The 26,052-nt window shown below is 37.0% G+C and carries 26 protein-coding genes, 1 tRNA gene and 1 other RNA gene; 20 read left to right on the forward strand and 8 right to left on the reverse strand.

The genetic code is table 11. The features are described from left to right. Window positions 1–20 precede the first annotated feature (20 nt). The 5 genes from MRZ19_RS07455 (at window position 21) to MRZ19_RS07475 (ending at window position 4,207) form a co-directional block, all read left to right on the forward strand. Entirely contained in the window at window positions 21–1,394 is a 1,374-nt protein-coding gene (locus tag MRZ19_RS07455) for a glycosyltransferase (protein ID WP_291031672.1), read from the forward strand. A 14-nt stretch (window positions 1,395–1,408) separates the two neighbouring features. Continuing rightward, on the forward strand, window positions 1,409–2,356 hold the full coding sequence (locus MRZ19_RS07460; RefSeq protein WP_291031673.1) for an FkbM family methyltransferase: 948 nt from the start codon (window positions 1,409–1,411) through the stop codon (window positions 2,354–2,356). A gap of 84 nt (window positions 2,357–2,440) precedes the next feature. Then, window positions 2,441–2,908 (forward strand): hypothetical protein, encoded by a 468-nt coding sequence (locus MRZ19_RS07465; protein WP_291031674.1) that lies wholly within the window; start codon window positions 2,441–2,443, stop codon window positions 2,906–2,908. Next, complete coding sequence (locus MRZ19_RS07470; RefSeq protein WP_291031675.1) at window positions 2,854–3,765, forward strand: sodium-dependent transporter; 912 nt, start codon at window positions 2,854–2,856, stop codon at window positions 3,763–3,765. Before MRZ19_RS07465 ends, MRZ19_RS07470 begins: the two co-directional genes overlap by 55 nt. A 7-nt stretch (window positions 3,766–3,772) precedes the next feature. Continuing rightward, a complete protein-coding gene (locus tag MRZ19_RS07475; RefSeq protein WP_291031676.1) occupies window positions 3,773–4,207 on the forward strand; it encodes a VTT domain-containing protein in 435 nt (144 codons plus the stop codon). On the opposite strand, the gene MRZ19_RS07480 is transcribed toward MRZ19_RS07475, so the two are convergent. The 3 genes from MRZ19_RS07480 to MRZ19_RS07490 form a co-directional block, all read right to left on the reverse strand. Continuing rightward, entirely contained in the window at window positions 4,194–5,990 is a 1,797-nt protein-coding gene (locus MRZ19_RS07480) for a PhoX family phosphatase (RefSeq protein WP_291031677.1), read from the reverse strand. The genes MRZ19_RS07475 and MRZ19_RS07480 overlap by 14 nt on opposite strands. Before the next feature lie 237 nt (window positions 5,991–6,227). After that, complete coding sequence (locus MRZ19_RS07485; RefSeq protein ID WP_291031678.1) at window positions 6,228–6,548, reverse strand: thioredoxin family protein; 321 nt, start codon at window positions 6,546–6,548, stop codon at window positions 6,228–6,230. 89 nt (window positions 6,549–6,637) lie between these two features. Continuing rightward, window positions 6,638–7,351: a YebC/PmpR family DNA-binding transcriptional regulator gene (locus MRZ19_RS07490; RefSeq protein WP_291031679.1), complete on the reverse strand. Its 714-nt coding sequence runs from the start codon at window positions 7,349–7,351 to the stop codon at window positions 6,638–6,640. A 148-nt stretch (window positions 7,352–7,499) separates the two neighbouring features. Between MRZ19_RS07490 and MRZ19_RS07495 the strand changes: the two genes are divergently transcribed. Next, window positions 7,500–7,574, forward strand: a tRNA-Asn gene (locus MRZ19_RS07495). A 107-nt stretch (window positions 7,575–7,681) separates the two neighbouring features. Here the strand turns inward: MRZ19_RS07495 and MRZ19_RS07500 are convergent. Beyond that, window positions 7,682–8,230 (reverse strand): iron transporter, encoded by a 549-nt coding sequence (locus tag MRZ19_RS07500; RefSeq protein WP_291031867.1) that lies wholly within the window; start codon window positions 8,228–8,230, stop codon window positions 7,682–7,684. A gap of 238 nt (window positions 8,231–8,468) precedes the next feature. On the opposite strand from MRZ19_RS07500, the gene aspS reads away from it, so the two are divergent. From aspS to pseH (MRZ19_RS07535), 7 genes are read left to right on the forward strand one after another with little or no spacing between them, the layout of a single operon-like run. After that, complete coding sequence (gene aspS, locus MRZ19_RS07505; RefSeq protein ID WP_291031868.1) at window positions 8,469–10,217, forward strand: aspartate--tRNA ligase; 1,749 nt, start codon at window positions 8,469–8,471, stop codon at window positions 10,215–10,217. 10 nt (window positions 10,218–10,227) lie between these two features. Further along, entirely contained in the window at window positions 10,228–10,800 is a 573-nt protein-coding gene (locus MRZ19_RS07510; protein ID WP_291031680.1) for an adenylate kinase, read from the forward strand. An 11-nt stretch (window positions 10,801–10,811) separates the two neighbouring features. Further along, a complete protein-coding gene (gene ppa, locus MRZ19_RS07515; protein ID WP_291031681.1) occupies window positions 10,812–11,330 on the forward strand; it encodes an inorganic diphosphatase in 519 nt (172 codons plus the stop codon). Window positions 11,331–11,378: 48 nt separating this feature from the next. After that, a complete protein-coding gene (locus tag MRZ19_RS07520) occupies window positions 11,379–12,137 on the forward strand; it encodes a cytochrome c biogenesis protein CcdA (RefSeq protein WP_291031682.1) in 759 nt (252 codons plus the stop codon). Further along, window positions 12,137–12,607 carry a UDP-4-amino-4,6-dideoxy-N-acetyl-beta-L-altrosamine N-acetyltransferase gene (pseH, locus tag MRZ19_RS07525; RefSeq protein WP_291031683.1) on the forward strand — a complete coding sequence of 157 codons (471 nt, stop codon included), beginning with the start codon at window positions 12,137–12,139 and terminating at the stop codon, window positions 12,605–12,607. Before MRZ19_RS07520 ends, pseH (MRZ19_RS07525) begins: the two co-directional genes overlap by 1 nt. A 30-nt stretch (window positions 12,608–12,637) precedes the next feature. After that, window positions 12,638–13,285, forward strand: a complete 648-nt coding sequence (locus MRZ19_RS07530) for a formyltransferase family protein (RefSeq protein WP_291031684.1) — start codon at window positions 12,638–12,640, stop codon at window positions 13,283–13,285. 20 nt (window positions 13,286–13,305) lie between these two features. Continuing rightward, window positions 13,306–13,752 carry a UDP-4-amino-4,6-dideoxy-N-acetyl-beta-L-altrosamine N-acetyltransferase gene (pseH, locus tag MRZ19_RS07535; RefSeq protein ID WP_291031685.1) on the forward strand — a complete coding sequence of 149 codons (447 nt, stop codon included), beginning with the start codon at window positions 13,306–13,308 and terminating at the stop codon, window positions 13,750–13,752. Window positions 13,753–13,762: 10 nt separating this feature from the next. On the opposite strand, the gene MRZ19_RS07540 is transcribed toward pseH (MRZ19_RS07535), so the two are convergent. Beyond that, window positions 13,763–14,296: a phospholipase D-like domain-containing protein gene (locus tag MRZ19_RS07540; protein WP_291031686.1), complete on the reverse strand. Its 534-nt coding sequence runs from the start codon at window positions 14,294–14,296 to the stop codon at window positions 13,763–13,765. Window positions 14,297–14,376: 80 nt separating this feature from the next. Between MRZ19_RS07540 and MRZ19_RS07545 the strand changes: the two genes are divergently transcribed. From MRZ19_RS07545 to MRZ19_RS07565, 5 genes are all read left to right on the forward strand, one after another. Beyond that, window positions 14,377–15,870, forward strand: coding sequence for a hypothetical protein (locus MRZ19_RS07545; protein WP_291031687.1), 1,494 nt, complete (start codon window positions 14,377–14,379; stop codon window positions 15,868–15,870). After that, window positions 15,867–16,481 carry a guanylate kinase gene (gmk, locus tag MRZ19_RS07550; RefSeq protein ID WP_291031688.1) on the forward strand — a complete coding sequence of 205 codons (615 nt, stop codon included), beginning with the start codon at window positions 15,867–15,869 and terminating at the stop codon, window positions 16,479–16,481. The genes MRZ19_RS07545 and gmk overlap by 4 nt, the downstream gene beginning before the upstream one ends. Before the next feature lie 62 nt (window positions 16,482–16,543). Continuing rightward, window positions 16,544–19,798 (forward strand): carbamoyl-phosphate synthase large subunit, encoded by a 3,255-nt coding sequence (carB, locus tag MRZ19_RS07555; protein WP_291031689.1) that lies wholly within the window; start codon window positions 16,544–16,546, stop codon window positions 19,796–19,798. After that, window positions 19,798–20,268 (forward strand): hypothetical protein, encoded by a 471-nt coding sequence (locus MRZ19_RS07560; RefSeq protein WP_291031690.1) that lies wholly within the window; start codon window positions 19,798–19,800, stop codon window positions 20,266–20,268. The genes carB and MRZ19_RS07560 overlap by 1 nt, the downstream gene beginning before the upstream one ends. Continuing rightward, entirely contained in the window at window positions 20,269–20,736 is a 468-nt protein-coding gene (locus MRZ19_RS07565) for a hypothetical protein (RefSeq protein WP_291031691.1), read from the forward strand. Here the strand turns inward: MRZ19_RS07565 and metA are convergent. Both metA and MRZ19_RS07575 read right to left on the reverse strand, forming a co-directional pair. Then, on the reverse strand, window positions 20,723–21,610 hold the full coding sequence (metA, locus tag MRZ19_RS07570) for a homoserine O-succinyltransferase (protein WP_291031692.1): 888 nt from the start codon (window positions 21,608–21,610) through the stop codon (window positions 20,723–20,725). The two genes, MRZ19_RS07565 and metA, sit on opposite strands and share 14 nt — an antisense overlap. A 9-nt stretch (window positions 21,611–21,619) precedes the next feature. Further along, a complete protein-coding gene (locus tag MRZ19_RS07575; RefSeq protein ID WP_291031693.1) occupies window positions 21,620–22,909 on the reverse strand; it encodes an aminotransferase class I/II-fold pyridoxal phosphate-dependent enzyme in 1,290 nt (429 codons plus the stop codon). Between the two features lie 260 nt (window positions 22,910–23,169). Here MRZ19_RS07575 and MRZ19_RS07580 point away from each other — a divergent pair, with 260 nt between their 5' ends. Continuing rightward, window positions 23,170–24,684: a flagellin B gene (locus MRZ19_RS07580; RefSeq protein WP_291031694.1), complete on the forward strand. Its 1,515-nt coding sequence runs from the start codon at window positions 23,170–23,172 to the stop codon at window positions 24,682–24,684. 118 nt (window positions 24,685–24,802) lie between these two features. On the opposite strand, the gene ssrA is transcribed toward MRZ19_RS07580, so the two are convergent. Beyond that, window positions 24,803–25,173, reverse strand: a transfer-messenger RNA (tmRNA) gene (ssrA, locus tag MRZ19_RS07585). Between the two features lie 75 nt (window positions 25,174–25,248). Here ssrA and panB point away from each other — a divergent pair. Continuing rightward, complete coding sequence (panB, locus tag MRZ19_RS07590) at window positions 25,249–26,052, forward strand: 3-methyl-2-oxobutanoate hydroxymethyltransferase (RefSeq protein ID WP_291031695.1); 804 nt, start codon at window positions 25,249–25,251, stop codon at window positions 26,050–26,052.

The following is a 26,052-nucleotide window of genomic DNA, read 5'->3' on the forward strand; positions in this document are numbered from 1 at the left end:
ATGCGTTTTAAGGAGAGAAAATGGCTAGAGTAATAGCAAAACAAAATAAAGTTGGAATCGTAATTCCTGTGTATAACACGCCTTTAGAGTATTTTAGGGAATGTCTTGAAGGGGCGTTAAATCAAGATTATAGAGATTTAGAGATTTTAATTGTTCACGATGGGGATTATACGCCTTGTGTGGAAGTTTCACTAGAATATGCTAGTAGAGATCCACGCATTACTGTGATTGTAAAGCCTATTAATGAAGGTGTGTCTATTGCTAGAAATATAGGGATTGATTATTTTAGCGGGGCGTTAGAATACAGAGAAAATAAGGAAATGCAAGTGGAGTTTGGGGGGGGGGCGTTTATTGCCTTTAGTGTGAAAAACGCAAATCCTTATGCTATTGGAGTCATTTATAAGAGCAAAGCAGCATTGATTAAAGCAAAAAAGCTCACTCCTTTAAAAATTGATTACATTTATTTTTTAGATTCTGATGATGTGTGCCATAAGGATTTAGTCAGTAGCTGTTTAAAGCACGCTAAGGGGGCAAGCCTTGTGTGGTTTAGTTTTGATAAAATCACTGAGAGTGGGGCGGAGCATTTAGGGGAGCATATTAATGATTTGGATATTTTAAGCACCTCTAGAATGATTACCCCGCAAGATTGGCTCTCTCACGGGAAGGAAGTGGGCTATGGTAGTGCAATTTTTGTGTGGCAAGTGTTTATTGATTTTAAGTTTTTAAAGGAATCTAAATTGCGCTTTTTAAACCAAGTGATGCGAGAGGATAATCTTTTTGGAGTTTGCTTATTGTTAGAGTGCAAGAAAATGTATGCCCTTTCAGAAAAGCTTATTGATTATCGTGTGCGCACAAATGGTGAAACAAATTTTGCAATTGATACAGATAAGGTGTTTTTGCCCGGATTTTTGCGCCCGCTTTTTGAAGCCTTTGGTGGAGATTTGCTTTTAACAAAGCATTTTTATGTGGCACTTAGTTGGTTTATCCAAAAGCTTTATTTCTTAGACTTTATCCAAAAACACACCGATAAGCAAAATCTTAATGTGATTGCTGGGGGTATGCTCAATAGATTCCAAAATGAGAGTATGAAATTTATCCATTTACGATTCCAACTTGACACGGATTATTATTTTAATATTTGTTTTAATATTTTTTTAAGCTATATCGCAGCGTTGCCAAACTATGATCCCTATTATCGCCCTTTTGATAAGCTAGCAGAATACATTATGCCAAATACAAACTCACAACAAGAAACAATCCGTCTTATGAAAGAAGTGTTAATGTGTGAGAATACAATTATTGTGGATAAAAATAAAATGATTGAAGATCTTACAGAGCGTGTTAGGGAGTTGGAATCTCAAAACACAGAATTAAAAGCGAAGCTAAAAAAGTAAAATAAAGGAGAAAAATGGCACAGATCGGACATAATTTTGGACTTGTAGCAAATTGGATAATACAAAGTGATTTTGTTAGAGAAATGTTAGAGGATTCTAAATATTTAGAAAAGCTTGTGATTCTAACACAGGGTTTAGACAAAGAGAGTATTACGACAATTTATAGGGTGCTATCGCGCTTAAAACAAGCAGTGTGTAATGGGCAAAATATCACGCAACTTAATGCTGAGGAAATTACTATGTTAAATCGCATTCACACCGAGTTTTATCCCAATATTTTTGAAATTGCACCTAATGCATTGTATTATTATGATGGGTATTATCTTCCTATCCCCGCATTTCACGAATCTGTATTTTGGTATCGTTTAGGTTTAAGTGAGCGGGGGGGGGGGGCAATTTTTGATTTAAAAGCTTTGCAAGATAAAGACATCATTGATGTTGGGGCATACATTGGTGATAGTGCGCTTATTTTGCAAGAATATACGAGGAAAAAAGTGTATGCCTTTGAGGCGGTAAAGTCAAATTATCAAACAATGCTACAAACAATAAAGTTGAATGCTTGCAAACGCATTGTTCCGATTAATAAAGGCTTAGGTGCTAAAAATAGTGTGGAGAAAATCTCCACACAAGGTGCTGGCTCTAGCATTGTGCTACCTAATAATAATCTTTTTGAGGAAGTGGAGATTATTCCGCTAGATTCCTATGTGAAAGAAAAAAAGTTAAAAATTGGGTTTATCAAAGTGGATATTGAAGGCTTTGAGCAGGAGTTTTTAAAAGGCGCAAAAGAAACCATTATGAAGCAAAAACCCGCAATGTTAATTAGTCTATACCATAAATACAGCGATTTTTTTGATATAAAACCTATGATTGACTCGTGGAATCTAGGCTATAAATTTAAGGTGGTAAAACCGATTGATCATAATGTAAGCGGTGAGACGGCATTGTATTGTGAAGTGCGTTAAAATAGCTAAAAATTTTGTCAATTTTTATAGGATTTACCATAAAATGCGGTAGAATCTTAATTTATTTTTAAAATAGGCGGTGCGATGACAAGATTTTCTAAAGTGGGATTTATATTATCTATTGCTGGAAGTGCGATAGGACTTGGTGGAATTTGGGGATTTCCCTATTTAGTTGGACAAAATGGTGGCTTTGCCTTTGTGCTTGTGTTTGTGCTAGCATTCTTAGTCTTTGGTGTGAGTGTGTTCATTGTAGAAATGCTTTTTGGTAGAGCAAGCGGGCAAAATACATTAAGCACTTTTGAGTCCTTTGCGCCAAAGCGATTGGGATTCCTAAAATACGGCGGATTTATGATGATTTCTGGCGTGTTGATTTTTGCGTTCTATGCAGTGGTTTTAGGCTGGCTTGTGCATTATATGTTTTTAAGTCTTTTTGGAATGCCAACAACGCTAGAAGACGCAAAAAGCCTGTGGGGCAACTTCGCATCAAGTCAAATTCTGTGGCAGATGTTGTGGCATTTTGTCATTGTAGTGTGCTTTGTGCATACATTCTAAATCGTGGTGTAAAAGCTGGAATTGAGAAGTTAAATTTAATTTTGATGCCCTTGCTATTGCTGATTTTTCTAGGGCTTTTAGTGTATTCTGTGATGCAAGAAGCATTTTGGGATTCCTTTAAATTTTTATTCCAACCTGATTTTAGTAAAATCACTTCTGATGTGATTATAAAAGCAATTGGGCAAGCATTTTTTATGCTTTCTTTAGGTTGTGGAGTGATTTTAACTTATTCTAATTCTATGCCAAAACAAGGCAACTTTGTGGGTTTTGCAGTCATTGTTGCATTGCTTAACTTTTTTTGTTTGATTGCTGGGCTTGTGGTTTTTACCTTTATTTTTGGTTATGGAGCAGAGCCAACAGAAGGTCCAGGGCTTGTGTTTGTGTCCTTGCCGCTAGTTTTTGCAAATCTAGGTGTTAGCGGACAAGTGATTGCCTTTTTGTTTTTTGTGGCATTGATTTTTGCTGGGATTACTTCAGCAGTTTCTATGCTAGAGCCTTTAAATAGTTGTTTGATAGAACGCTTTAAGTTAAAAAGGCGTAATGCAAATCTTATTAGCGTGTTTTGTGCGTATTTTTTAGGTGTGATTGTGCTACTTAGCAATACAGCGATATTTTCAGCGGATTTAACCTTTTTTGGCAGGAATCTTTTTGACTGGTTTGTGTATATCACAAGTTCTTTTATGCTTCCACTTGCTGGTGTGTTTATGTGCATTTATATGGGTTGGATTTTACCAAAAGAGCGTGTGTATGCGATGAGTGAAAGGCATTTAAAAGGAATCTATTTTGAAGTTTGGTATTTTGTGATTCGCTTTGTTGCGCCTATTGGAATCTTGGTGGCAATGGTTAGCTTGATTTAGTCTTACTATGGATTTTTTGGGCACTTTAGGATTATTGGGATTATTTTTAGTTTGTTTTTTGGCAAGCAGTCTTTATCCGCTAGGTTCTGAAGTTTTTGTGCTTGGGTTTTTGGCTTTAGATTATGCTTGGGTTTTGGTGTGGATTGTCGCAACGCTTGGAAATACATTGGGGGCATTAACCACTTATGGGATTGGATATTTAGGTGATTCCTATTGTTTAAGGCATTTTAAGCAGATGCACGCAAAAGTGTATCGCTATAAGAGCGGAATCCAAAACTATGGATTCCTTTATGCGTTTTTCACTTTTTTGCCGATTTTGGGAGATATATTTGCCCTAGCTTTAGGGGTGTATCGCTATTCTTTTGTGAAAGCCTTTGTTTTTATCGCCCTAGGGAAGGGCGTGCGGTATTTAGTGTTAATTGCGTTTTTTAGCTACCGATGATTCCACCATCTTTTTTTGTGATTTGCACAATTGTGCTTCTAGGTGTGGAGTTTCCACCATTTGGATAGTGACTTGGTGCTAGTCTTTCGCCGGGATGCTGAATACCAACAAACATTGTTTTATAGTCTGGTGAAAAGGCAAGTCCTGTAACTTCTGAAGCAATAGGACCAGTTAAGAAGCGTTTGATTTCTCCTGTAACTGGGTTTGCACAAAGCATTTGATTATTTCCCATCCCTTCATAATCCCCTTTGTTAGAATAACTGCCATCTGTTTGAATCCAAAGGCGTCCAAACTTATCAAATTTCAATCCATCAGGAGAGTTAAACATATTGTCTTTTGTAATGTTGCTTGTGCCTTTGCGTAAGTCATTAGGGTATTGCGCAGGGTTTCCAGCAAGCAAGAAAATGTCCCACTTAAAATCTGCATTGGAATGATTGTTCTTGCTAGGATTCCAACGGATAATATGCCCATACACATTTTTTTCTCTAGGGTTTGCAACACTTGATTCTTCGCGCTTTTTGTTGTTTGTTAGCGTTGCATAAATAAACTCTCCCTTAGGGTCAGCAGCAATCCACTCTGGGCGATCCATTGGTGTTGCACCAACAATGCTACCTGCAAGTCTTGCATTAATTAAGATGTCTGCTTGAGAGTGGAATCCATTTTTAGAATCTAATCCATTTTTGCCATAGCTTAATTCAATCCATTTCCCACTACCGCTTAAATCATTGCCTTGAAGTTTTGCAACATAAAGCGTTCCTTCTTCTAAAAGATTCCTATTGTTTCTAGGATTATTTTTATCAAATTTTCCTTTTGAAACAAATTTATATAAAAACTCATTTGCTTCATCATCGCCCATATAGGCAACAACATTGCCTTCTTTGCTAATCACAATCTCTACATTTTCGTGCTTGAAGCGTCCAAGTGCTGTGCGTTTAATTGGTGTGGAGTTTGCATCGTAAGGATCAATTTCAACAACCCAGCCAAAGCGGTTTGGTTCATTAGGATTTTTAGCAATATCAAATCTAGGATCTAGTTCCCAGCCATAATTGCTTTTTGTGCTTAGTCCGTAGCGTTTTTCGCTTGGATTAAAGTTATAGTTAGGGTTGCTACTGCCAAAATAGCTATCAAAATTTTCTTCACAGGTGAGATAAGTTCCCCAAGGAGTTTGTCCATTTGCGCAGTTATTGATTGTGCCAAGTGCAAGTTCACCTTTTTTGTCTGCTTGTGTTTGCATACTTTTGTGCCCTTTTGCAGGACCGCTAATTTGCATAGGAGTGTGTGCTGTGATTCTGCGGTTGTAGGGAGAATCTAAAACAACTTTAAAGCCATCTCCATCCCTTTTGATTTCAAAAACACTTACGCCCATAGCGTTTTGCTCATAAGCAACTTTTTGAGAGTCTATATTTTTGCCATTATCATTAAAGATTAACTCTGGATTAATGTATTCGTTATTAACCGCTAAAATTGCACGATTTTCGTCAATAGGAAATAAAGACATTCCATCAGTGTTATCTCCAAAAACCTTTGCAGCATTTAAAACAGAGTTTTGGTTAATGGTTTTGCTCTCATCAAAAGGCGTTGCATTGCTAAAAAGCGGATCTCCAAAGCTAATAAGAGGTTTCACTTCATAGCCTTCTGGAACGATAACTGAATCTTCAGTGCTGATTGGAATTGCCTTAAAGCCTAGCAAATTTTGCTCTTTTGCATTCAAAGGGGATAGCCCAAAAAAGCCAACATAAGAGAGTGCAAGAGAACTTGCCTTTAAAAAACTGCGTCTTTGCATACGGAATCCTTTTTAGTGATTTTTATTAAGGTGTAGAAATTTTAAAATAGCAATGTAAAAAGAGGGAATAAAATGTGTAAAATTTTTGTAAAGTTTAGTTGGAATTAGCATTGTTGGATTCCGTATTTTAAGAGAGTTTGCGAAGTTTTAAAAGGTTATGGCTAATTTTGTGTTTGCTTTATAACACTTGGAATCGGAAATGAAAGGTTAATTTACGCACCATAAAGGGCGCATAAATTACGCTTCTAGTGCTGCTTTGATAGCGTTTTCAATCAGTGGTTTAGAGTTTGGTTCAACTAAGCGTTCGCCTACTTCTGTGCCATTTTTGTAAAAAATTAGCGTTGGGATTCTGCGCACATTTAATTCCTCTTTGAGTGCCTCTTCTTCATCTGCCATTACGGCAAAGAATTTGACCTTTCCTTCATATTCTTGCATAAGCATTCCAATAATTGGCTCAATCTTACGACAATCAGGGCACCAAGGCGCACCCACTGCTACCATACACACGCTTTCTTTGACTGCATTTTGGTAAGAATCTTTTGTTAATTTTTCTAACATAATCATTCCTTGATTTTAAATTTTACATTTACATTGTGTAATAAGTTTGCTTAAAAGATAGCAAGGTGTTTTAAGATTTTGTGATAGCGTTATGCGATATTTGTAAAAACGGCTTGCACATCATCATCCTCTTCAATTCTATCTAGCAATTTTTCAATGTCTATAAGCTGCTCTTCGCTAAACTCCACAGGATTTGTTGCGATTCTTTCTAAAGCTGCTTTTTTAACTTCTGCTTGTGTTGCTTCTAGTGCATTTGCTAGAGTGCCAAAACTTGTGTAATCTCCATAAATATGGATAATATCCTCCTCTACCTCCATAGAATCCAACCCTGCATCAATGAGATTTAGTTCTAGTTCTTCTAAATCTGTAATCCCTTCTTTGCTAATTTCAAAATGCGCCTTGCGTGCAAACATAAATTCTAAAGAATTATTTGTTAGCATTTGCCCACCAAGTTTATTGGCATAACTCTTTAGATTTGCCACTGTTCTTGTGGTGTTATCTGTGGCGCATTCTACAAAAAATAGTGCGCCGTGTGGAGCTTTAATCTCATAATTGACTTCTGTAATTTGGATTCCATCTTTTCCTAATGCACGCTTTATCGCCGCTTCAATATTATCCTTTGGCATATTCTGTGCTTTTGCGGCAAGGATTGCGGTTCTAAGTTTAGAATTCATCTCAGGGTTCCCACTGCCTCCTTCTTTAACTGCAATGCTAATTGCCTTGCCCAATTTTGGAAAAAGTTTAGACATCTTATCCCATCGTTTCTCTTTGCTTGCCCTGCGGTATTCAAACGCTCGTCCCATAAATAGCCTTTAGTGTGGATTAAAGGTAAAATTGTAGTCTTTTAAAGTTTAAAAATCCTAAACATCTGCTAAATTTCATAAAATCCCTTGACAATACAATGGGCATTGTTATATAATCACAGCTCATTTTTTAACGAGCTTTCATTGTTCCGGATTAGCTCAGCGGTAGAGTAGGCGGCTGTTAACCGCTTGGTCGTAGGTTCGAATCCTACATCCGGAGCCACATAATCCTATCAAATAAATCTTCTGCTTCTAATACATTTTCCTTTAGAGATAAAAAGCAACTGAAAGAGTTTTATTATATTTTCTTTATCCCCCTTCCCCCTTCTGTTAATGAGAAGAGGAGCTATATAGAGATCCGCTGTATTTAAAATCATAAGAAACACTAAAATTATCGCACCAAGCATTAACTCCTGTTTGATGGTCTGTATGCCTTCTTAAGCCTTGTTGTTCTGGCGATTGAATGTGAAAAGTTAATTTGTAATTTCCCGGATTAAACTTCTTGCTTCTATCCTTCTCCATTGGGATATTAAGTCCATAATGCGGACCATCTTTTGCAACCATAGGCACTAGAGTTCCTTTTTTAGACGCTCCATTGTCTAAATTTTTTAATTCATAATTAATTCCTAAATAAGGAATCCAATCTCCCTCTTCAAAGCCATTGACATTTTCTTTTAATGCGTGGATATCTGCTTCAATGTGAATGTCCGCATCCTTTGCTTGCAAATCTTTTTTTGGGGACATATCCATAGGTTTTAAATACACAGCAGCTAGTTCCATTCCGCATTGCTCAACTTTTCCAATTTCAATTTCTTCTACTTCGCTAGAAATTGCTAAACTAGCAATTATGCTGAATCCTAAAAATATTTTTTTCATTATCCAATCCTTGAAATTAAATATTAAAGTAATAATTAATTTTATTATTAAAATTAATTTACTATTGTATATTAAACAATCTATGTTTTAACTTAAGGCTTGCAATTTTTAGTTAAAGACTGAAGTGATTAAATAATATCTTGCAAGAGTATTAAGAGCCATTGTTGGAATCTTTGCTGGGTTTAATATTTATTTTGTTAGAATATCGCCTTGTTTTGTAAAAATTTTAGGAGTTAGAATGATGAGAAGCCATTATTGCGCAGATTTAAGCGAGCAAAATATTGGGGAAGTGGTAAGTTTGTGTGGTTGGTGCAATACTTATCGCGATCACGGGGGGGTTGTGTTTATTGATTTGCGTGATAGAAGTGGTTTAATTCAGCTTGTTTTTGATCCAAGAGATTATGAAGGAGCGCATAAAATTGCAAGCGAAGTGCGTGACGAATATGTCTTAATCGCTAAAGGAAAGGTGCGCAAAAGAGGTGAGGGGCTAGAGAATCCAAAGCTAAAAACAGGCAAAATTGAAGTGCTTGTGGAGTCTTTAGTGGTGGAAAATAAGAGTTTAACACCACCTATTGCTGTGGGTGATGAGAGTGTGGGTGAAGATGTGCGTTTAAAATACCGCTATTTAGATTTAAGAAATCCTAGATTGCAAGAGATTTTTATCACGCGCTCTAAAGTGGCGCAAGTAGTGCGCAATACATTGAGTCATTTAGGATTTTTAGAAGTGGAAACTCCAATTTTAACAAAAGCCACACCAGAGGGGGCAAGGGATTATCTAGTGCCTAGCCGTGTGCATCACGGGGAATTTTATGCGTTACCACAAAGCCCGCAACTTTTTAAGCAACTTTTAATGGTTAGTGGATTTGAGAGATATTTTCAAATCGCAAAATGCTTTAGAGATGAGGATTTACGCTTAGATAGACAGCCAGAATTTACACAAATTGACTTAGAGATGAGTTTTTGTAATGCGGATGATGTAATGGGTGTGGCAGAAGAGGTGTTAAAATCTATTTTTAATGCGTGTGGAATTGCGATTGTTACGCCTTTTAAGCGTTATTCTTATAAGGAAGTGATGGAATCTTATGGGAGTGATAAGCCAGATTTACGCTTTGATTTGCCCCTTGTTGAGGTGGGGGATTTGTTTGTGGATTCTAGTAATGCAATCTTTTCTTCTATTGCAAAAGATTCTAAAAAGAATCGCTTTAAGGCACTTTGTGTTAAAGGTGGCGATAAATTCTTTAGCCGTAAAACTTTAGCTGAAGCAGAGGAGTTTGTGCGAAAATTTGGCGCAAAAGGCTTGGCTTATCTTCAAATTAAAGAGGAAAGCGCAAAGGGTCCGCTTGTGAAATTTATAAGTGAGGCAAATTTAAAAATTTTGCTTGAGCGTGTGGGGGCAAGTGTTGGGGATATTATTTTCTTTGGAGCGGGTGAGAAAAAGATTGTGTGGGACTATATGGGGCGTTTGCGTCAAAAAATCGCACAGGATATGGATTTGATTGACAAAAATGCATATAAATTCCTATGGGTTGTGGATTTTCCGATGTTTGAGCGCAATGAAGATGGAATCTCAGCGCTCCATCACCCTTTTACAATGCCTAGTAATTTAGATGCAGAGGATTTAGAGGAGATTAATTCTGTGGCGTATGATGTGGTGCTAAATGGCTTTGAAATTGGCGGAGGAAGCATTAGAATCCATAAGCAAGAAATACAAGCGCGCGTGTTTGATTTGCTTGGAATTTCAAAAGAAGAAGCGCAGGATAAATTTAGCTTTCTTTTAGAGGCTTTGCAATTTGGTGCGCCACCCCACGGAGGTTTAGCTTTTGGACTAGATAGAATTATAATGCTTTTATGCAAGGCGCATTCAATCCGTGATGTGATTGCATTTCCTAAGACACAAAAAGCTACTTGCCCTTTAACAGATGCGCCAAGTGTTGCAAATGAAGAGCAGTTGAGAGAGTTGCATATTAGAGTGAGAGAAACTAAAAAGTAAGGAGAAAAAGGTGAAGAAGTTATTTCTAGTGATTGGTGCGCCCGGAAGTGGGAAAACAACAGATGCAGAGATTATTAGTAAAAACAATAGCGATTCTATGGTGCATTACTCCACAGGTGAGCTTTTGCGTGCGGAAGTTGCAAGTGGGAGCGAGTTAGGAAAGCGCATTGATAGTTTCACAAGTAGAGGGAATCTTGTGCCTTTAGAGATTGTGGTTAAAACAATTGTTGATGCGATTTCAAATGCACCAAAAAATGTGGTGTTAATTGATGGTTATCCGCGCAGTGTGGAGCAAATGACAGAACTTGATAAGATTCTACAAGATAAAAATGATATTACGCTTGCAAGTGTGATTGAAGTAGAGGTTAGTGAGCAAACAGCTTGTGATAGGGTGTTAGGACGCGCAAGGGGGGCTGATGATAATGTGGAAGTGTTTAATAATCGTATGCGTGTGTTTCAAGAACCATTAAAGGATATTCAAGAATTTTATAGTAAAAAAGGAATCTTGCATAAAATCAATGGTGAGCGCACAATTGAAGAAATTACAAGTGAAATGGAAGTATTTATTAAAAGCAAAATTTAAAGGAGTAAAGAATGGATTTAAGCAAAATTAAAGTAGGAAGTAACCCAGATAAGTTAAATGTTGTGATTGAGATTCCCTATGGTTCAAATATCAAATATGAAATTGATAAGGATAGTGGCGCAGTTGTCGTGGATAGAGTGATGTATAGTGCAATGTTTTATCCTGCAAATTATGGTTTTGTGCCAAATACGCTAAGTGATGATGGAGATCCTGCTGATGTGCTTGTGATTAATGAATATCCTTTGCAGGCTGGAAGTATGATTAAGGCGCGTTTAATTGGTGTTTTGATTATGGAAGATGAGAGTGGATTAGATGAAAAACTCCTTGCTGTGCCTATCTCTAAGATTGATCCAAGATATGATGGAATCCAAAGCCTAGAGGATTTGCCACAAATTACTTTAGAGAGAATTAAAAACTTCTTTGAAACTTATAAAATGCTAGAGCCAAATAAGTGGGTGAAAGTCAAAGAATACAAGGATTTAAACACGGCAAAAGAGATTTTGGAGAGGGCAATTAAGAATTATAAGTGATTGCAAAATGGTTGATGGAATCTTTTTTGAGTTTATTAGGATAATTAAATGGAAGAATCTCTGCTTGGGTTTTTTGAGAATGCGCCGTATCTAATAAGCTTATTTGCTGGGATTTTGACTTTTCTTAGTCCCTGCGTGCTTCCGCTTATTCCTGCTTATCTTTCTTATGTGTCTGAAATTTCCTTAGATGAATTTAAAAATACAGGGGGGTTGGATTTAAAACAGCGTTTTAGAATTCTAAGAAGTGCGCTGTTATTCACGCTTGGTTTAGGGCTTGTGTTTGTTGTTTTTGGCGCAGTAGCGGCTAGAATTTTAAATGTTGGAATCCTATTAAGTCCGCTTCTGCGTTATGCAGCTGGTGGAATCCTAGTAGTTTTTGGGTTGCATATGCTAGGGATTTTTAGGATTCCATTTTTAAACTACCAAAGGACATTGCAAAAAATACTTCCTGCAAGCGGTAACTTTGGAATCTTAAAAGAATATTTAATGCCTTTTTTGCTAGGTATTAGTTTCTCTCTTGGCTGGACGCCTTGTGTGGGTCCAATTTTAGCTAGCATTATTGCTCTTGCAAGTCTTGATGAGCAAAGCGGAATCACATTGCTTATAATTTACACGCTAGGATTAACATTGCCCTTTTTGCTTTGTGCATTGCTAATTGGCTATGCCTTTAATGCGTTAGAAGGGATTAAGCGGTATTTTAGGGTGATTAAATGGTGTGCTGGATTGTTGTTAATTTGTATTGGAATCTTAGTAGCAAGTGGTGGAATGGCAATTTTGTCTGCTTATTTAGTGCGTGCTTTTGCGTAATGAAAATTTGGCTTAAAAATTTTAGAGATTTAGATGCAAAGGAAGTTGTGCTTGTGTTAGAATGGCGTAATCATAAGAATGTTGCGCCTTTTATGAGACATAAAGTGGTAACTTTGCAAGAGCATTTGTGCTTTTTGGAAAGTTTAAAAAAGGATTCCACAAAAGAATATTTTTTGGTGTTTAAAGATGCAATTCCCATTGGAGTGATTGATTTTGTAGAAATTTCATTACAATCGTGTGCATTTGGTCTTTATCAGAATCCTAGTTTAAGTGGGTTTGGTAGCATTTTAATGCAAGAAGTGCTAGAGTATGCGTTTAAAATTTTAAAGGTAAAAGAGTTAAAGGCTTGTGTTTTTAAAAATAATACTAAAGCATTAGAATTGTATTTGAAATTTGGTTTTACAATCACAAAGGAGAATGCCACAATGTATAATGTAAGCTTATGTGCGGGGGGGGGGCTTAAATTCTAACCCTTATTGCGTTAATTTGGGAGTGGCAGCGTGAGAGTTGCCATTTTAACTTCTCAATCTCAATGGTTTGTGCCTTATGCTAAGGATTTACAAGCAAAGATTCCTGATGCAAAATTGTATTTTGATGCTAAAGAAATGCTAGAATCCTTTGATGTTGTTTTTATTTTGTCTTATCACAAAATTTTAGAAAAGCATTTTTTAAAGAGACATAAACATAATATTGTTATCCACGCTTCTGCATTGCCTAAGGGAAAAGGTTGGTCGCCCTTATTTTGGCAGGTGCTAGAAGGTAAAAAAGAGATTATTTTTAGTCTTTTTCAAGCAAGTGGTGGTGTAGATTCTGGAGAAATTTATCTGCAAAAGACATTGCATTTAAGCGGGGTGGAACTCTATGAAGAATTAAGAGAGAAGCAGGCTGCAATGTGTAGGGAGATGGCTTTGGAATTTTTAGAAATGTATCCAAACATTAAAGGTGTAATGCAAGAAGGGGAGAGTAGTTTTTATGCTAAGAGAAGCAAAGAGGATTCCAAGCTTGATATTACAAAAAGTATAGAATCGCAATTTAATCTTTTAAGAATCGTAAGCAATGAGGAGTTTCCTGCATTTTTCTATAAAGATGGAAAGAAATTCATTCTTAAAATTTATAAAGAGGATTCCGCTAACCAGGGGGGGGGATAATTATTAGCTTAGAAAATTATGTGGATTTAGATTTAAGGACACAAAGAGAGATTTTAAGCCTTCGTAATGATGCGAGGATAAAGTCAAATTTCTACACGCAACATACTATCACTTTACAAGAGCATTATGCCTTTATAGAATCTTTAAAGCATAATGCAGATAAGCAGTATTTTAGCATTTGCTTTTGTAAGAGAGTGCTAGGAAGCATTAATTTTTATAAAAAGGGAGAGAATGCGGAGTTTGGATTTTTTGGTAATCCTAATTTAGGCGTTAGCGGAATTGGGCGCGTGCTAGAGCAGATTAGTGTACTTTATGCCTTTAGGATTCTAAAGGTAAAGCGGTTGTGCTTAGAGGTTTTTAAGAGCAATAAGGAAGTGATTAATCTCCACAAGAAATTTGATTTTGTGTCTTGTGGAGAAAAAATTGTTAGGGGTAAGGAGGTTTTAGTTATGTGTAAAGAGGAATAGAATAAATCCATCAATATTTTTCACATTGTTTAAACATTTCTTCAAAGGTGTTGTGTGATTGTGTAATGAGCTTAACATCATCTAAAATTAACAATGTTTCATAATTGGTTTCAAAGGCGCTTTTAGACCAATTTGCTGAGCCTAGTATAAGATGCTTGTTGTCACTAATTGCCATTTTAATGTGCATTAAGCCATTGTATTTTCCATTTTGTGAACGCTCTCCTTCTAAAAGACAAGTTTCTATATTTTTGAGCTTTGCAAGATAGCCGATTGTGGATTTATTAGGATCTTGATTGCTTTTTTTATCATAAACAATGCGCACCTTTACACCCTTTTTTGCAGCATCTCTAATTGCCTTGCTAATTTCACGATTTGTGAAGCTGTATATTGCAATATCTAGTGTGTTTTGTGTGTTTTTGATGGTTTGTAACAGTGCATCTAACGCCCTTTTTTGTTCTTTTGGCATAAAATACAAATCGCTCGCAAGGAGATGATTTAAACACAATATGTTAAAGCAAAACAGAATGAAAACTTTTTTAAACATTATAATCCTTCCAAAAATTAAGATATAAATCGCTAAAATTGTAGCAATTCTTTGATTAAGCTAAGAGAAATGGAGCATTTATGAAGTTATATCTTGTTAGCAAAAATCCAATTATCAATAAACTTGTAGTCTTAAGCACTTCTAAGCTTGGTGTGGAAATGGTAGAATCTCAAGAGGTGGATATTAATATGAGTGCAGAGCTTGTATTAATGGATGATGAATGTTTTGAAGCAGAGAGTTTTACAGCATATAAGGCACAAAATACAGCAGCAAAAACAATTTTATTCTACTCTAAGGCGACTGAACGCATTGAGGGTTTTGACACTTATATCCAAAAACCATTTTTGCCTACAGATTTAGTTAAAACTTTAAGTGAGATTTCAGGTATTAGCATAGAGGATAATACCAAAAAGAGTGTGGAGAGTGATATTTTAGAGCTTGATAGTAGTGAGGATGCAGATGTGTTGCATTTTGATGAAGAGTTGGATTTTTCTAATTTAGATGATTTGGATTTGGAGGGTGATAAAGCGTTAAATTTAGAGAGTGATGAGGAGCTTTTAGATGGGATTGATATAAATGTGGAATCTAAGGAAGAAATGGAAGCTCAAGATGCAAAAGAGTCTTTAGGGGAAGAAATAGAGGGTGATTTGCAAGTATTAGACAAAGAGGATGTGGATGCTATTAAGGATTTGTTAGAAGATTCTGAGGATTCTAAAGAGGTTAGAGATGACGCTTTGCCTGAGCTTGATAAAGAAATTGGTGAAATTGCAGAAGAAACGGAGGCTATGGATTTGTCTGGTATGGCAGATGATGCGGAAGAAGAGTTAGAAGTTATAGAACAGGATGATTCTAATGTTGCAGAATCAAAGAGTGCAGAAGTTTCAAAAAATGTTGAGATGGATTTAAATGCTTTTGATGAAGAAGCCCAGAGTCAAGAAGCAGCAGAACAAGAAGCAATGGAATCTGAAAATGCAGATTTGGAGTCTTTGGAGGATTTAGACTTAGAAAATAAAGAATCCCTAGAAAATACAGAATTGGCAGAGAGTGTAGAAGTTATACAAACAGAAGATTTAGAGGATTTAAACAGAGAGCTAAGTGTGGAAGATTCTCTTAATAATCCCAACGCAGAGGAGATAATAAACAAGCAAGATGCTGTTGTGGAGGATGATTTAGCAGGGTTGAGTTTAGAAGGTGTTAATTTAGATGTAACGGATGAAGATGTAAGTGTGGAATCTAATACGGAAGCAACAGATGAGATTCCATTAGATAAGACGGATTCTGCAATGGATTTGATAAGTGGCGATGATACATTTGATGCACTAAGCCTTGAAGATATGGGAGAGGCTCTAGGAGAAGCAATTCAAAAAGACCCAATCCCAGTTCCAATTCCAATTCTCACAAAAGATACTCTAAAAGATAAAGAAGCGCAATTCCCAAGTAGCATTCAGGCAAATTCATTGGAATCCTTAATTAGCACGCTCCAAACACTCCAAACACAGGCTTTAAAAGATCTTTTAAGTGGTGCTACGATTAATATTAGTATCCAATTTCCTAAAAAAGATGAAAAAGAATGAAGTTAAAAGGGGCGATTCTTATTTTATCTGGTCCTAGTGGAGCTGGTAAAAGCTCATTGTGTAAAAGGTTAGCGCAAGAGTTTCCTAACCATTATTTTTCCATCTCTTCTACTACGCGTGCAAAGCGTGATGACGAAGTGCAGGGCGTGCATTATAATTTTATCTCCAAAGATGCTTTTGAAGAAAGCATTGCTAAGAATGAGTTTTTAGAATGGGCTAGGGTGCATAACCATTACTATGGCACTTCTAGGGAGCAAGTTTTAAAAGCATTAGAGGAAGATAAGCTTGTGATTTTTGATATTGATGTGCAAGGACAAAGGAATCTTAAAAAAGTCTTTCCCTTTCACACTACAAGTGTTTTTGTAACAACCCCTAATAAAAGTGTTTTAAAGGAGCGTTTAGGGGCGCGCGGGAGTGATATTGATAGTGTTATCCAAATGCGTTTAGGGAATGCGTTAGATGAAGTGAAAAGCCTGCCAAATTATGATTATTTAATCGTTAATGCAAATTTAGAGGAAGCCACAAGCAAGTTAATATGTATCGCAAAAAGTGCATTTTGTAAAACTTCTCTTTATGCGTTGGAATCCTTTTTGCAAAATTGGGAAAAATAAATTTTCTACAAGATTAAGGCATAAAACGCTAGAATTGCGAAATTTTAACCCAAAGAGATTCTATGCCAAAACGCACTGACATTCACACTATTTTACTCATTGGCTCTGGTCCTATTGTGATTGGACAGGCTTGTGAGTTTGATTACTCTGGCACACAGGCGGCAAAAACACTAAAAGAGCTAGGTTATAGAGTTGTGCTTATTAATTCAAATCCTGCTACGATTATGACAGATCCTGAATTTGCTGATAGAACTTATATTGAACCTATCACAAAAGAAGTGGTTGCTGATATTATTAAAAAAGAAAAAGTGGATGCGATTTTACCAACAATGGGCGGACAGACTGCGCTTAATATCGCAAGGGATATGTTTGAACAAGGAATGCTACAAGGTGTTAAATTTCTAGGTGCAAAGCCTGAAGCAATTAAGAAAGGAGAGGATAGACAAGCTTTTAAAGAAGCAATGTTAAAAATTGGAATGGATTTACCAAAATCCCACTATGCTTATACGCTTGAAGATGCGCTTGAGGCGGCAAAAGAGATTGGATTTCCTCTAATTATCCGCGCAAGCTATACGCTAGCTGGGGGTGGAAGTGGAGTTGCGTATAATATTGATGAGTTTAAGGCATTAGCGCAAAATGGCTTGGAAGTTAGCCCAATTAATGAGATTTTAATTGAGGAATCTTTGCTAGGCTGGAAAGAATACGAAATGGAGGTTATCCGCGATAGTGTAGATAATTGTATCATTGTGTGTAGTATTGAAAATCTTGATCCTATGGGTGTGCATACGGGGGATTCCATTACCATTGCGCCTGCTTTAACGCTCACAGATAAGGAATATCAGAGAATGCGTAATGCTTCTTTTGCTATTCTTAGGGAAATTGGTGTGGATACAGGTGGTTCTAATGTGCAATTTGCGATTAACCCTAGCACAGGGAGAATGACTGTAATTGAGATGAATCCGCGCGTTTCACGAAGCTCTGCTCTTGCTTCTAAGGCAACAGGCTATCCCATTGCAAAAGTTGCTACGCTTTTAGCTGTGGGTTATACCTTAGATGAGATTAAAAACGATATTACAGGCACCCCTGCTAGTTTTGAGCCAAGCATTGATTATATTGTTACAAAGATTCCGCGCTTTACTTTTGAAAAATTTCCACAAGCAGATTCTACGCTCACAACTTCTATGAAATCTATTGGAGAAGTTATGGCAATTGGCGCAACTTTTAAAGAGTCTTTGCAAAAGGCATTAAATAGCCTTGAAGCTGAGATTTTTGGCTTTAATCCTTTAAGCACAGATTTAGGCTACATCCAACACGAAGTGCGCCGTCCAAATGCGCAAAGATTGCTTTATGTTGCTGATGCTTTGCGCTTGGGAGCGAGTGTAGATGAGGTGCAAAAGTGGTGCAAGATAGATGCTTATTTTTTAGGACAGATTGCAGAGATTATTGCTTTAGAGAAAGAAATCTCTTTTGAGAAACTTAATGATTCTGCATTTTTGCGCCTTGTAAAATCTTATGGTTTTAGCGACAGAATGCTTGCTTTTTTGATTAATAAAAGTGAATCCTTAGAATTGCGTGAGGAGGACATTTATGCATTGCGGCAAAAGTTAGGGGTGCAGTTTGTTTATAATGAAGTGGATACTTGCGCAGCGGAGTTTGCGACACAAACAGCATATTTGTATTCTACCATTCCATTAAATGCACAAGCAGTAGAATCTAAGGAATCCTGTGAAAAGAAAGTTTTAATTCTAGGTGGGGGACCAAATCGCATTGGGCAGGGGATTGAATTTGATTATTGTTGCGTGCATTCAAGCTTTGCTTTGCGTGATATGGGATACACAAGCATTATGTATAATTGTAACCCAGAAACCATTAGCACAGATTATGATACAAGCGATGTGCTTTATTTTGAACCCATAACCTTTGAATGTGTGCGTAGTGTGATTGAGAGAGAAAAGCCGGAGGGAATCATTGTGCATTTTGGAGGGCAGACGCCTTTAAAACTTGCTAAAAAGCTTACAACCATTGGTGCAAAAATCATTGGCACAAGCGCAAAAACCATTGATATTGCAGAGGATAGAGAAAAATTTGCAAAATTTGTAGAAGAAAATGGGCTTTTGCAACCAAAAAATGGCACTGCTTACACTAAGGAGGAGGCAATTTCTATCGCACAAAACATTACCTTTCCCGTGCTTGTGCGCCCTAGCTATGTGCTTGGTGGGCGTGCTATGCGCATTGTGTATAGCGTTTTAGAACTCCAAGAGTATATGAGTGAGGCAGTGAGTGTGAGTGAGGATTCTCCTGTGCTCATTGATAAATTTTTAAGCAATGCGATTGAATTGGATGTGGATAGTATTTGTGATGGCAGAGAGGTGTATATTGCAGGAATTATGCAACACATTGAGGAGGCTGGAATCCATAGTGGGGATTCTGCTTGCTCCTTGCCTACAATTAGCATTGCAAAAGAAAAGCTTAAAGAGATAGAAGAGACCACAGCTAAAATTGCTAGAAATCTAGGCGTTATAGGGCTTATGAATGTGCAGTATGCGATTTTTGAAGACACGCTGTATTTGATTGAAGTCAATCCGCGTGCAAGTCGCACCGTGCCATTTGTAAGTAAGACTACTGGGATTCCGCTTGCAAAGGTTGCCACAAGCGTAATGGTGCATCAAAATCTAAAAGCTGCCCTAGAGCGTTATGATATTTTTAAAAGGGTGGAATTTAAAAATGGGCTTTATAAGCCAAAAGCATACAAACATATTGCTGTTAAGGAATCTGTATTTCCCTTTAATAAACTAAGTGGTGCGGTGATGACTTTAGGTCCTGAAATGCGTTCAACTGGTGAAGTTATGGGGATTAGCGAGAATTTTGGATTAAGTTTTGCTAAAAGCCAAATGGCGTGCAAAAATGCTCTACCAACAAGTGGCAAAATCTTCATTTCCTTGCGTGCGCTTGATAAACCAAATGCCCTTCCTTTAGCAAAAGAATTGCAAAATTTAGGTTTTAGTCTTTGCGCTACAAAAGGCACAGCAGAGATTTTAAACCAAAATGGAATCGCTTGTGAAGAGGAGCTAAAAATTAGTGATGGGCGTCCTAATATTGGCGATAAGCTAGCAAATGGAGAGATTGCTCTAGCGATTAATACAAGCGATGCGGCATCAAGCAAAGATGACACAGATAAAATTCGCACGCAAGTGTTGCGCAATAATGTGCCTTACTTTACAACCATTGAAGCAGCGCGTGTAGCTGTTAGCGCAATTTGTGAGATAAAAAGTAAGAATCCTAATACAGCAAAAGCCCTTCAGGATTATTTAGCATAATGGAAGCGTCAATTTTTCTTGCACAAAGCGACACAACAGCAGGCTTTTTATGCCAAGATTCCACGCAATTAAATCACATTAAAGGGCGTGATGCTAGACAAAGCGTGCTTTTAACACTCAATACTTTAAGCAAATTAAAAAATCTCGTGCGCATCCCAAATGTGCATAAAAACAGAGTCCGCAAAAGCACAAAAAGTACTTTTATTTATAAAGGGAGAAATGCTCTCCGTTACAAATCTTTAGCAATTCGTCTTGTGCCAAAGGAGGAAGCTAAAATGGGACATAGCGATTTGCTAGAGTTTTTTCCTTTTTTGTATTCAAGTTCAGCCAATGCGCATAAAAAAGAGTTTGATTTAAATTTTGCCTTACAAAAGGCAGATATTTTGGTATTAGATGAGAGATTTTTGAGTGCGCAAAAGCCTTCAAAAATGTATAAAATTGCAAACATAAGAATAAAAAAGATAAGGTAGATGATGAAAGTAACAGAGATTTTGCAGTCCTTTTTATTGGGTTTGGTGTTAGTGTTTTTGTTGTTTTGCGTATTTTGGGCGGCAATTTATGCGAGTTATATGCAATATTATGGGATTGCAGAATTTTTTAATCCCTTTTTTAGAAATGTTTTTAATCCCATAGCATTTTTTATTCTTACGGCGATTTTTGGATTGGGATTAATGCTTCCCTTTGTGGATAAGCTTTTTAAGATTCTGTTTTTTATACTTTTAGCGTGTGCCTTATTGCTTTTTATGCCCTCTTTAGGAAAGGTAGCAGGAAGTATTTTTCTAGCTAAAGACCAGATTATCACGCTACAAGGTGAGCAAAAGAGAATCCAAAGTTTATACGAAACTAATTATTATATTGTGTATTTAAGCGCAGATTCTGATGATTTTGAAACACGCAAACGCAATCTTGTGTATTATGAAAAGCCTATTGCAAAATGAAGGGTGTGTCTTGATACACACAGAAATTTAGCCAGTTAGCAAATAGCACGCTAGCACTTGAACGCCACGAGAAAATTGGCTCTGATTGCGTGTTGTAATAATTTTTAGGCTTTGCAATTTCTAAGCCCTTTTCTAAATCCCGCTTATATTCTAAATCTAGTGTGTCTTTAGAGTATTCTGGATGCCCTAAGATAAAGAAATCTTTTTCATCTTTTAATGCACTAACTCCGCTTTCTTTGCCTTCAAGCAAAATTTTTAAATGTGGATTTGCGCGCACTTGTGTTTCATCAATACCAGAATGCCTAGAGTGTGGAATCCTAACAAGCTCATCAAGCCCATTTAAAATCAAATCCTGCTCCACCCAAAAATGTTCAAAAATCCCAGAGAGTTTAGCGTTTAAAGCAATTTTTTGAATCTTATGGAAGTGATATAGCCCAGCCATTGCTCCCCAACACAAATAAAGCGTGCTTGTGCAATGCGTTTTTAAAAATTCCATAATCTCTATTAATTCTCTCCAATATTTTACTTCTTCAAATTCTAAATGTTCAATAGGTGCTCCTGTAACAATTGCGCCATCAAATTTTCTGTCTTTAATGGCATCAAAGCTAACATAAAATCTATCCAAATGTGATTTTGGAGTGTTTTTGCCTGCATAGCTAGCAGTTGTTAGTAGAGTGATATTTACTTGCAAAGGAGAGTTTGCAAGTAAAGATAGAATCTGATTTTCTGTCTGGATTTTTGTTGGCATTAGATTAAAAATCAGCACTTCTAATGTGCGAATATCCTGCGTTTTTGCACGCTTAGAACCCATAATAAAAGCGTGTTGTTTTAAAAGGCTAAAAGCTGGAATTTCTTCTGGAATAACAAGTGGCATTGCAAATCCTTATTTTTCTAATGCTTGCTTTAAATCTGCAATTAAGTCTTTTGGGGATTCTAACCCTATGCTTAAGCGCACGGTAGAAGGTGTGATTCCAGCAGATTCTAATTCTTCTTGACTGAGTTGAGAATGTGTAGTGGATGCTGGATGGATTACAAGAGATTTAGAATCGCCAATATTTGCAACAATTTTAAAGATTTCTAACGCATTGCAAACCTTTTTTGCTTCTTCATAGCTTTCTACTTCAAAGCTTAAAAGTCCGCTAGAGTTGGAATCTTTAAAGTATTTTTTAAGCAGAGTATGATAAGGATTTCCCTCTAACGCAGGATAGAAAACTTCTTTAACTTTAGGATGGGATTGTAAGAATTTAGCAACCTCTAAAGCATTTTGACTATGCTTTGTAATGCGCAATTCTAATGTTTCTAATCCTTGAAGGATAATCCACGCATTTTGCGGGGAAAGCGATGCTCCAATATTTCTTAGCCATTCTGTAAGCAAGCGCACACCAAAAATGGGCAAGGATTCCGCTAAGCTTGCATAGACTAATCCGTGATAGCTTGCATCAGGAGTGTTAAAGGCTGGATAGCGCGGGTTATTGACGATTAAGTCATTTAGTCCGTTGCGTTCAATCACAACGCCACCTAGTGCGCTACCTTGTCCGTTAGCATATTTACTAAGGCTATACACAACAATATCCACTCCGTAGTCAAAAGGTTTATGTAAAAATGCTGTTGCCACTGTGTTGTCACAAATTGTTGCGATATTATGTTTTTGAGCAATTTTTGTGATTTTTTCTACATCAGCAATAGAAATTTGCGGGTTAGACAAACTTTCAAAAAGAATCGCTTTTGTCTTAGAAGTGATTGCTTTTTCTAAAGATTCTTCTATGTTATCAATATCAAAGACACTAGAGCTTATGCCAAAGCGTTTGAGTGTATGCACAATGAGTGTTTGTGTCCCACCATAGATTTTATTAGAATACACGATATGATCGCCATTTTCTGCAAGATTGACAAGTGCATAAAAGATTGCTGCTGTTCCGCTTGCTGTTGGCACGCCAAAAGCCCCTCCCTCTACTGCTGCTAGTCTATCGCCTAATACCTTATAAGTAGGATTTGTCAGTCGTGTGTAGATGTTTCCAAGTTCTTGGAGGGCAAATCTAGCTGCTGCTTGCTCTAAATTCTCAAAGCTATATGCCGTGTTTTGATAGATAGGCACGCTTAGTGTGCGTTGCGTATCATAGTCGTATCCTGCGTGTAAAGCTAAAGTTGCTTCCGTATAATTTTGTGTTGCCATTTTTATCCTTTATAGTGAAATTTGAAAGTATTATAGCATTAAATTTAAAAAATACAATATGTATTTATAAAATTTTATCAAAACTTTCAAAATCTTGTAAATTTTGCACAATTTCTACAACCCACTCTAATCTTTTTAGATGCTTATCCGATATAGTTTTCGTAGTTAAACTTCACAAGATACATTTAAATCTTTAAGTTTATTTACTAGAGATAAATGCACAGCACAAGGAAGTGCTAGCAAAAATAAAAGGAGTTAAAATGGCATTTCAAGTCAATACCAACATTAATGCGTTAAATGCACACGCACAAAGCACTTTTACGCAGACAAGTCTTTCAAGTTCTTTGCAAAAGTTAAGTTCAGGTTTGAGAATCAACTCTGCTAAAGATGATGCTTCAGGGATGGCAATCGCTGATAGTTTGCGCTCTCAAGCAAATGCGTTAGGACAGGCGATTAGAAATACAAACGATGGTATGGGGATTATCCAAATTGCAGATAAAGCGATGGATGAGCAAGTTAAAATCCTAGACACGATTAAGACTAAAGCCACACAAGCTGCGCAAGATGGGCAAACAACACAAACAAGAGCAGCAATCCAAGCAGACATTAATCGTCTCATCCAATCTTTGGATAACATTGCTGGAACAACAACTTATAATGGTTTAAATCTACTTGCGGGTGGTTTTACAAATAAAGAATTCCAAGTCGGTGCTTATTCTAACCAAACCATTCGTGCAAGCATTGGCGCAACAAGCTCTGATAAAATCGGGCATGTAAGAAGTGAATCCACAAGATTTACAGCAATGGGAGAAATTGCCTTAGGTTTTGTGCAAGCAAGAGGCGGCGACACTGTTAAATTGGAATCTGTTGTGATTTCTACTTCAGCAGGAACAGGACTTGGTGTCTTAGCAGAGGTGATTAATAAAAACTCTGACAATCTAGGTGGAATCCGTGCGCAAGCAACCGTTAATAGAATGGGAGAGCAAGCTATTGGAAAAGGTGACATTACTAGTTTAACCATTAATGGTGTTAAAATTGGTGATATTGCAGATGTTAAGACAAACGATTCTGATGGACGCTTGGTGCAAGCCATCAACTCTAAAAAAGAAGAAACAGGAGTGCAAGCTTCTATCACTGAAGATGGTAGATTAATGCTAACTTCCACAGATGGTAGAGCAATCCGAGTAGAAGGTGGCGGTATGTCTGCTGGTGGTGCTGGTATCACAACAGGAATTGGTGCTAGCACATTTGTTGGAACATTAACATTAACAAGACTAGGCTCTAATGACATCAAGGTTTCAGCAAGTGGTGCAAATGCAGATATTGCAGCCTTTTCATCATCTGCTCAAGTAACAACAACATTAAGGGGAGTTACAGGAGGATTTGACAAAGATGTAAGATCAGCTGTTGGTGCAAATGCGGCACACTCAGCGCAAGCACTAGGTGGCGCAGCACTTTCTGGTGTGAGTTTAGGAGTTGGTGTAACAACACTTAAGGGTGCGATGCTAGTAATGGATATTGCAGAATCAGCGTTGAAGCAACTTGATCAAATCCGCTCTGACTTAGGTTCTGTGCAACAACAAATGCAATCCACAGTCAATAATATCACAATCACACAAGTGAATGTGAAGTCAGCGGAATCTGGTATTAGAGAAGTGGATTTTGCAAGTGAATCTGCAAACTATACAAATACAAACATTCTAGCGCAAGCAGGAAGCTATGCGTTAAGCCAAGCAAACGCTGCACAACAAAACATCTTAAGACTATTGCAATAGTCTTATTCCACAGAATCCCTTTTGGGATTCTTTCTTTTGTAATATTCTTCTCAAAGCTTCTTATTTGGTTTTATAAGGGATTTCTAAAAGTGATTTGTAGTGGTTTGGAAGTCTTTAATGGTGGAGCTGTGGGGAATCAAACCCCAGTCCAAAATCTAAATCAACAATAACCGATTTACATGCTTATTTGGGTTTAAAAATCTTTCTTTATCTAAAAAACTCCCAAAAATTTTTAAACAAAGGCAGTCAAAATCTTAACCTTATGTTTGACAGCACAAGGCGCATCTAGCTTGAATGATGTCCTTAGAAAATCGCTAGAATCCTAACTAAGAACAGCTCCAAAAGTTAGTTAAACCTACGCAACTTTAGCGTAAGCTGGAGCGTAATTTGCATTGTTTGCGTTTATATTTAAGAGCTAGTTTTGCGACTTAGCACAAGTCGGCATGCAGTTAGAGCCATCTAAATCCTGTCGAAATTCTAATCAGCCCCAAAAAGTAAAGTTTAAATTATACTATAAAATCTGAAAATGTAGTAAAATGCGCTTAAAAATCTTTGAGGATAAAAATGAGTGCGCAAACACAAAGTAAAATCACAACCACGCAAATTTTAAAGAAAAAAAACAAAGAAAAAATCACAATGCTAACTGCCTATGATGCGCTTTTTGCAAAAATTTTTGATGGGGAAGTGGATATGCTTTTAGTTGGCGATAGCCTAAATATGAGCTTTTTTGGGGAGAATGATACGCTAAGTGCAACGCTAGAGCAGATGATTTATCACACAAAGGCAGTTTGCAATGGAGCAAAAACAAGCCTTGTGGTGTGTGATATGCCTTTTGGTAGCACTATTAGCGCACAAGTTGCCCTAGAGTCTGCATTGCGCATTTTTAAAGAAAGCAAAGCACAGGCGGTTAAAATTGAAGGTGGAGTGGAGGTTAAAGATATAATTAAGCTTTTAGTGCAAAATGGAATCGCAGTTGTAGGACACATTGGCTTAAAGCCACAATTAGTGCGTTTAGAAGGTGGTTATAAGGTTAAGGGTAAGCAAAAGAGAGAGTTGGAATCGCTTTTACAAGATGCAAAGGCATTAGAGAATGCAGGAGCGTTTTGCTTTGTGCTAGAAGGGGTGTGTGCGGAGGTTGCAAAGCAAATTACACAGAGTGTTCAAATCCCTGTTATTGGAATTGGAAGTGGTGCAAGTGTTGATGGGCAGGTGCTTGTGTGGAGTGATGCGTTTGGGTTTTTTGAAGAGTTTAAGCCTAAGTTTGTGCGTCAATATTTGCAAGGTGCAAAGATAGTAAGAGAGGCAATGCAAGCCTATATTAAAGATGTGAAAAATGGGGATTTTCCAAGTGCTAGTGAGAGTTATTAA

The sequence above is a fragment of the Helicobacter sp. genome (assembly GCF_022770205.1).
GTDB lineage: Bacteria > Campylobacterota > Campylobacteria > Campylobacterales > Helicobacteraceae > Helicobacter_D.

Excerpts from the sequence above, each read along its gene's own strand:
- MRZ19_RS07455 (WP_291031672.1), top strand. The coding sequence starts at position 21 with ATGGCTAGAGTAATAGCAAAACAAAATAAAGTTGGAATCGTAATTCCT.
- MRZ19_RS07460 (WP_291031673.1), top strand. The coding sequence starts at position 1,409 with ATGGCACAGATCGGACATAATTTTGGACTTGTAGCAAATTGGATAATA.
- MRZ19_RS07465 (WP_291031674.1), top strand. The coding sequence starts at position 2,441 with ATGACAAGATTTTCTAAAGTGGGATTTATATTATCTATTGCTGGAAGT.
- MRZ19_RS07475 (WP_291031676.1), top strand. The coding sequence starts at position 3,773 with ATGGATTTTTTGGGCACTTTAGGATTATTGGGATTATTTTTAGTTTGT.
- MRZ19_RS07480 (WP_291031677.1), bottom strand. The coding sequence starts at position 5,990 with ATGCAAAGACGCAGTTTTTTAAAGGCAAGTTCTCTTGCACTCTCTTAT.
- MRZ19_RS07485 (WP_291031678.1), bottom strand. The coding sequence starts at position 6,548 with ATGTTAGAAAAATTAACAAAAGATTCTTACCAAAATGCAGTCAAAGAA.
- MRZ19_RS07490 (WP_291031679.1), bottom strand. The coding sequence starts at position 7,351 with ATGGGACGAGCGTTTGAATACCGCAGGGCAAGCAAAGAGAAACGATGG.
- aspS (WP_291031868.1), top strand. The coding sequence starts at position 8,469 with ATGAGAAGCCATTATTGCGCAGATTTAAGCGAGCAAAATATTGGGGAA.
- ppa (WP_291031681.1), top strand. The coding sequence starts at position 10,812 with ATGGATTTAAGCAAAATTAAAGTAGGAAGTAACCCAGATAAGTTAAAT.
- MRZ19_RS07520 (WP_291031682.1), top strand. The coding sequence starts at position 11,379 with ATGGAAGAATCTCTGCTTGGGTTTTTTGAGAATGCGCCGTATCTAATA.
- pseH (WP_291031683.1), top strand. The coding sequence starts at position 12,137 with ATGAAAATTTGGCTTAAAAATTTTAGAGATTTAGATGCAAAGGAAGTT.
- MRZ19_RS07540 (WP_291031686.1), bottom strand. The coding sequence starts at position 14,296 with ATGTTTAAAAAAGTTTTCATTCTGTTTTGCTTTAACATATTGTGTTTA.
- MRZ19_RS07545 (WP_291031687.1), top strand. The coding sequence starts at position 14,377 with ATGAAGTTATATCTTGTTAGCAAAAATCCAATTATCAATAAACTTGTA.
- gmk (WP_291031688.1), top strand. The coding sequence starts at position 15,867 with ATGAAGTTAAAAGGGGCGATTCTTATTTTATCTGGTCCTAGTGGAGCT.
- carB (WP_291031689.1), top strand. The coding sequence starts at position 16,544 with ATGCCAAAACGCACTGACATTCACACTATTTTACTCATTGGCTCTGGT.
- MRZ19_RS07560 (WP_291031690.1), top strand. The coding sequence starts at position 19,798 with ATGGAAGCGTCAATTTTTCTTGCACAAAGCGACACAACAGCAGGCTTT.
- MRZ19_RS07565 (WP_291031691.1), top strand. The coding sequence starts at position 20,269 with ATGATGAAAGTAACAGAGATTTTGCAGTCCTTTTTATTGGGTTTGGTG.
- metA (WP_291031692.1), bottom strand. The coding sequence starts at position 21,610 with ATGCCACTTGTTATTCCAGAAGAAATTCCAGCTTTTAGCCTTTTAAAA.
- MRZ19_RS07575 (WP_291031693.1), bottom strand. The coding sequence starts at position 22,909 with ATGGCAACACAAAATTATACGGAAGCAACTTTAGCTTTACACGCAGGA.
- MRZ19_RS07580 (WP_291031694.1), top strand. The coding sequence starts at position 23,170 with ATGGCATTTCAAGTCAATACCAACATTAATGCGTTAAATGCACACGCA.
- panB (WP_291031695.1), top strand. The coding sequence starts at position 25,249 with ATGAGTGCGCAAACACAAAGTAAAATCACAACCACGCAAATTTTAAAG.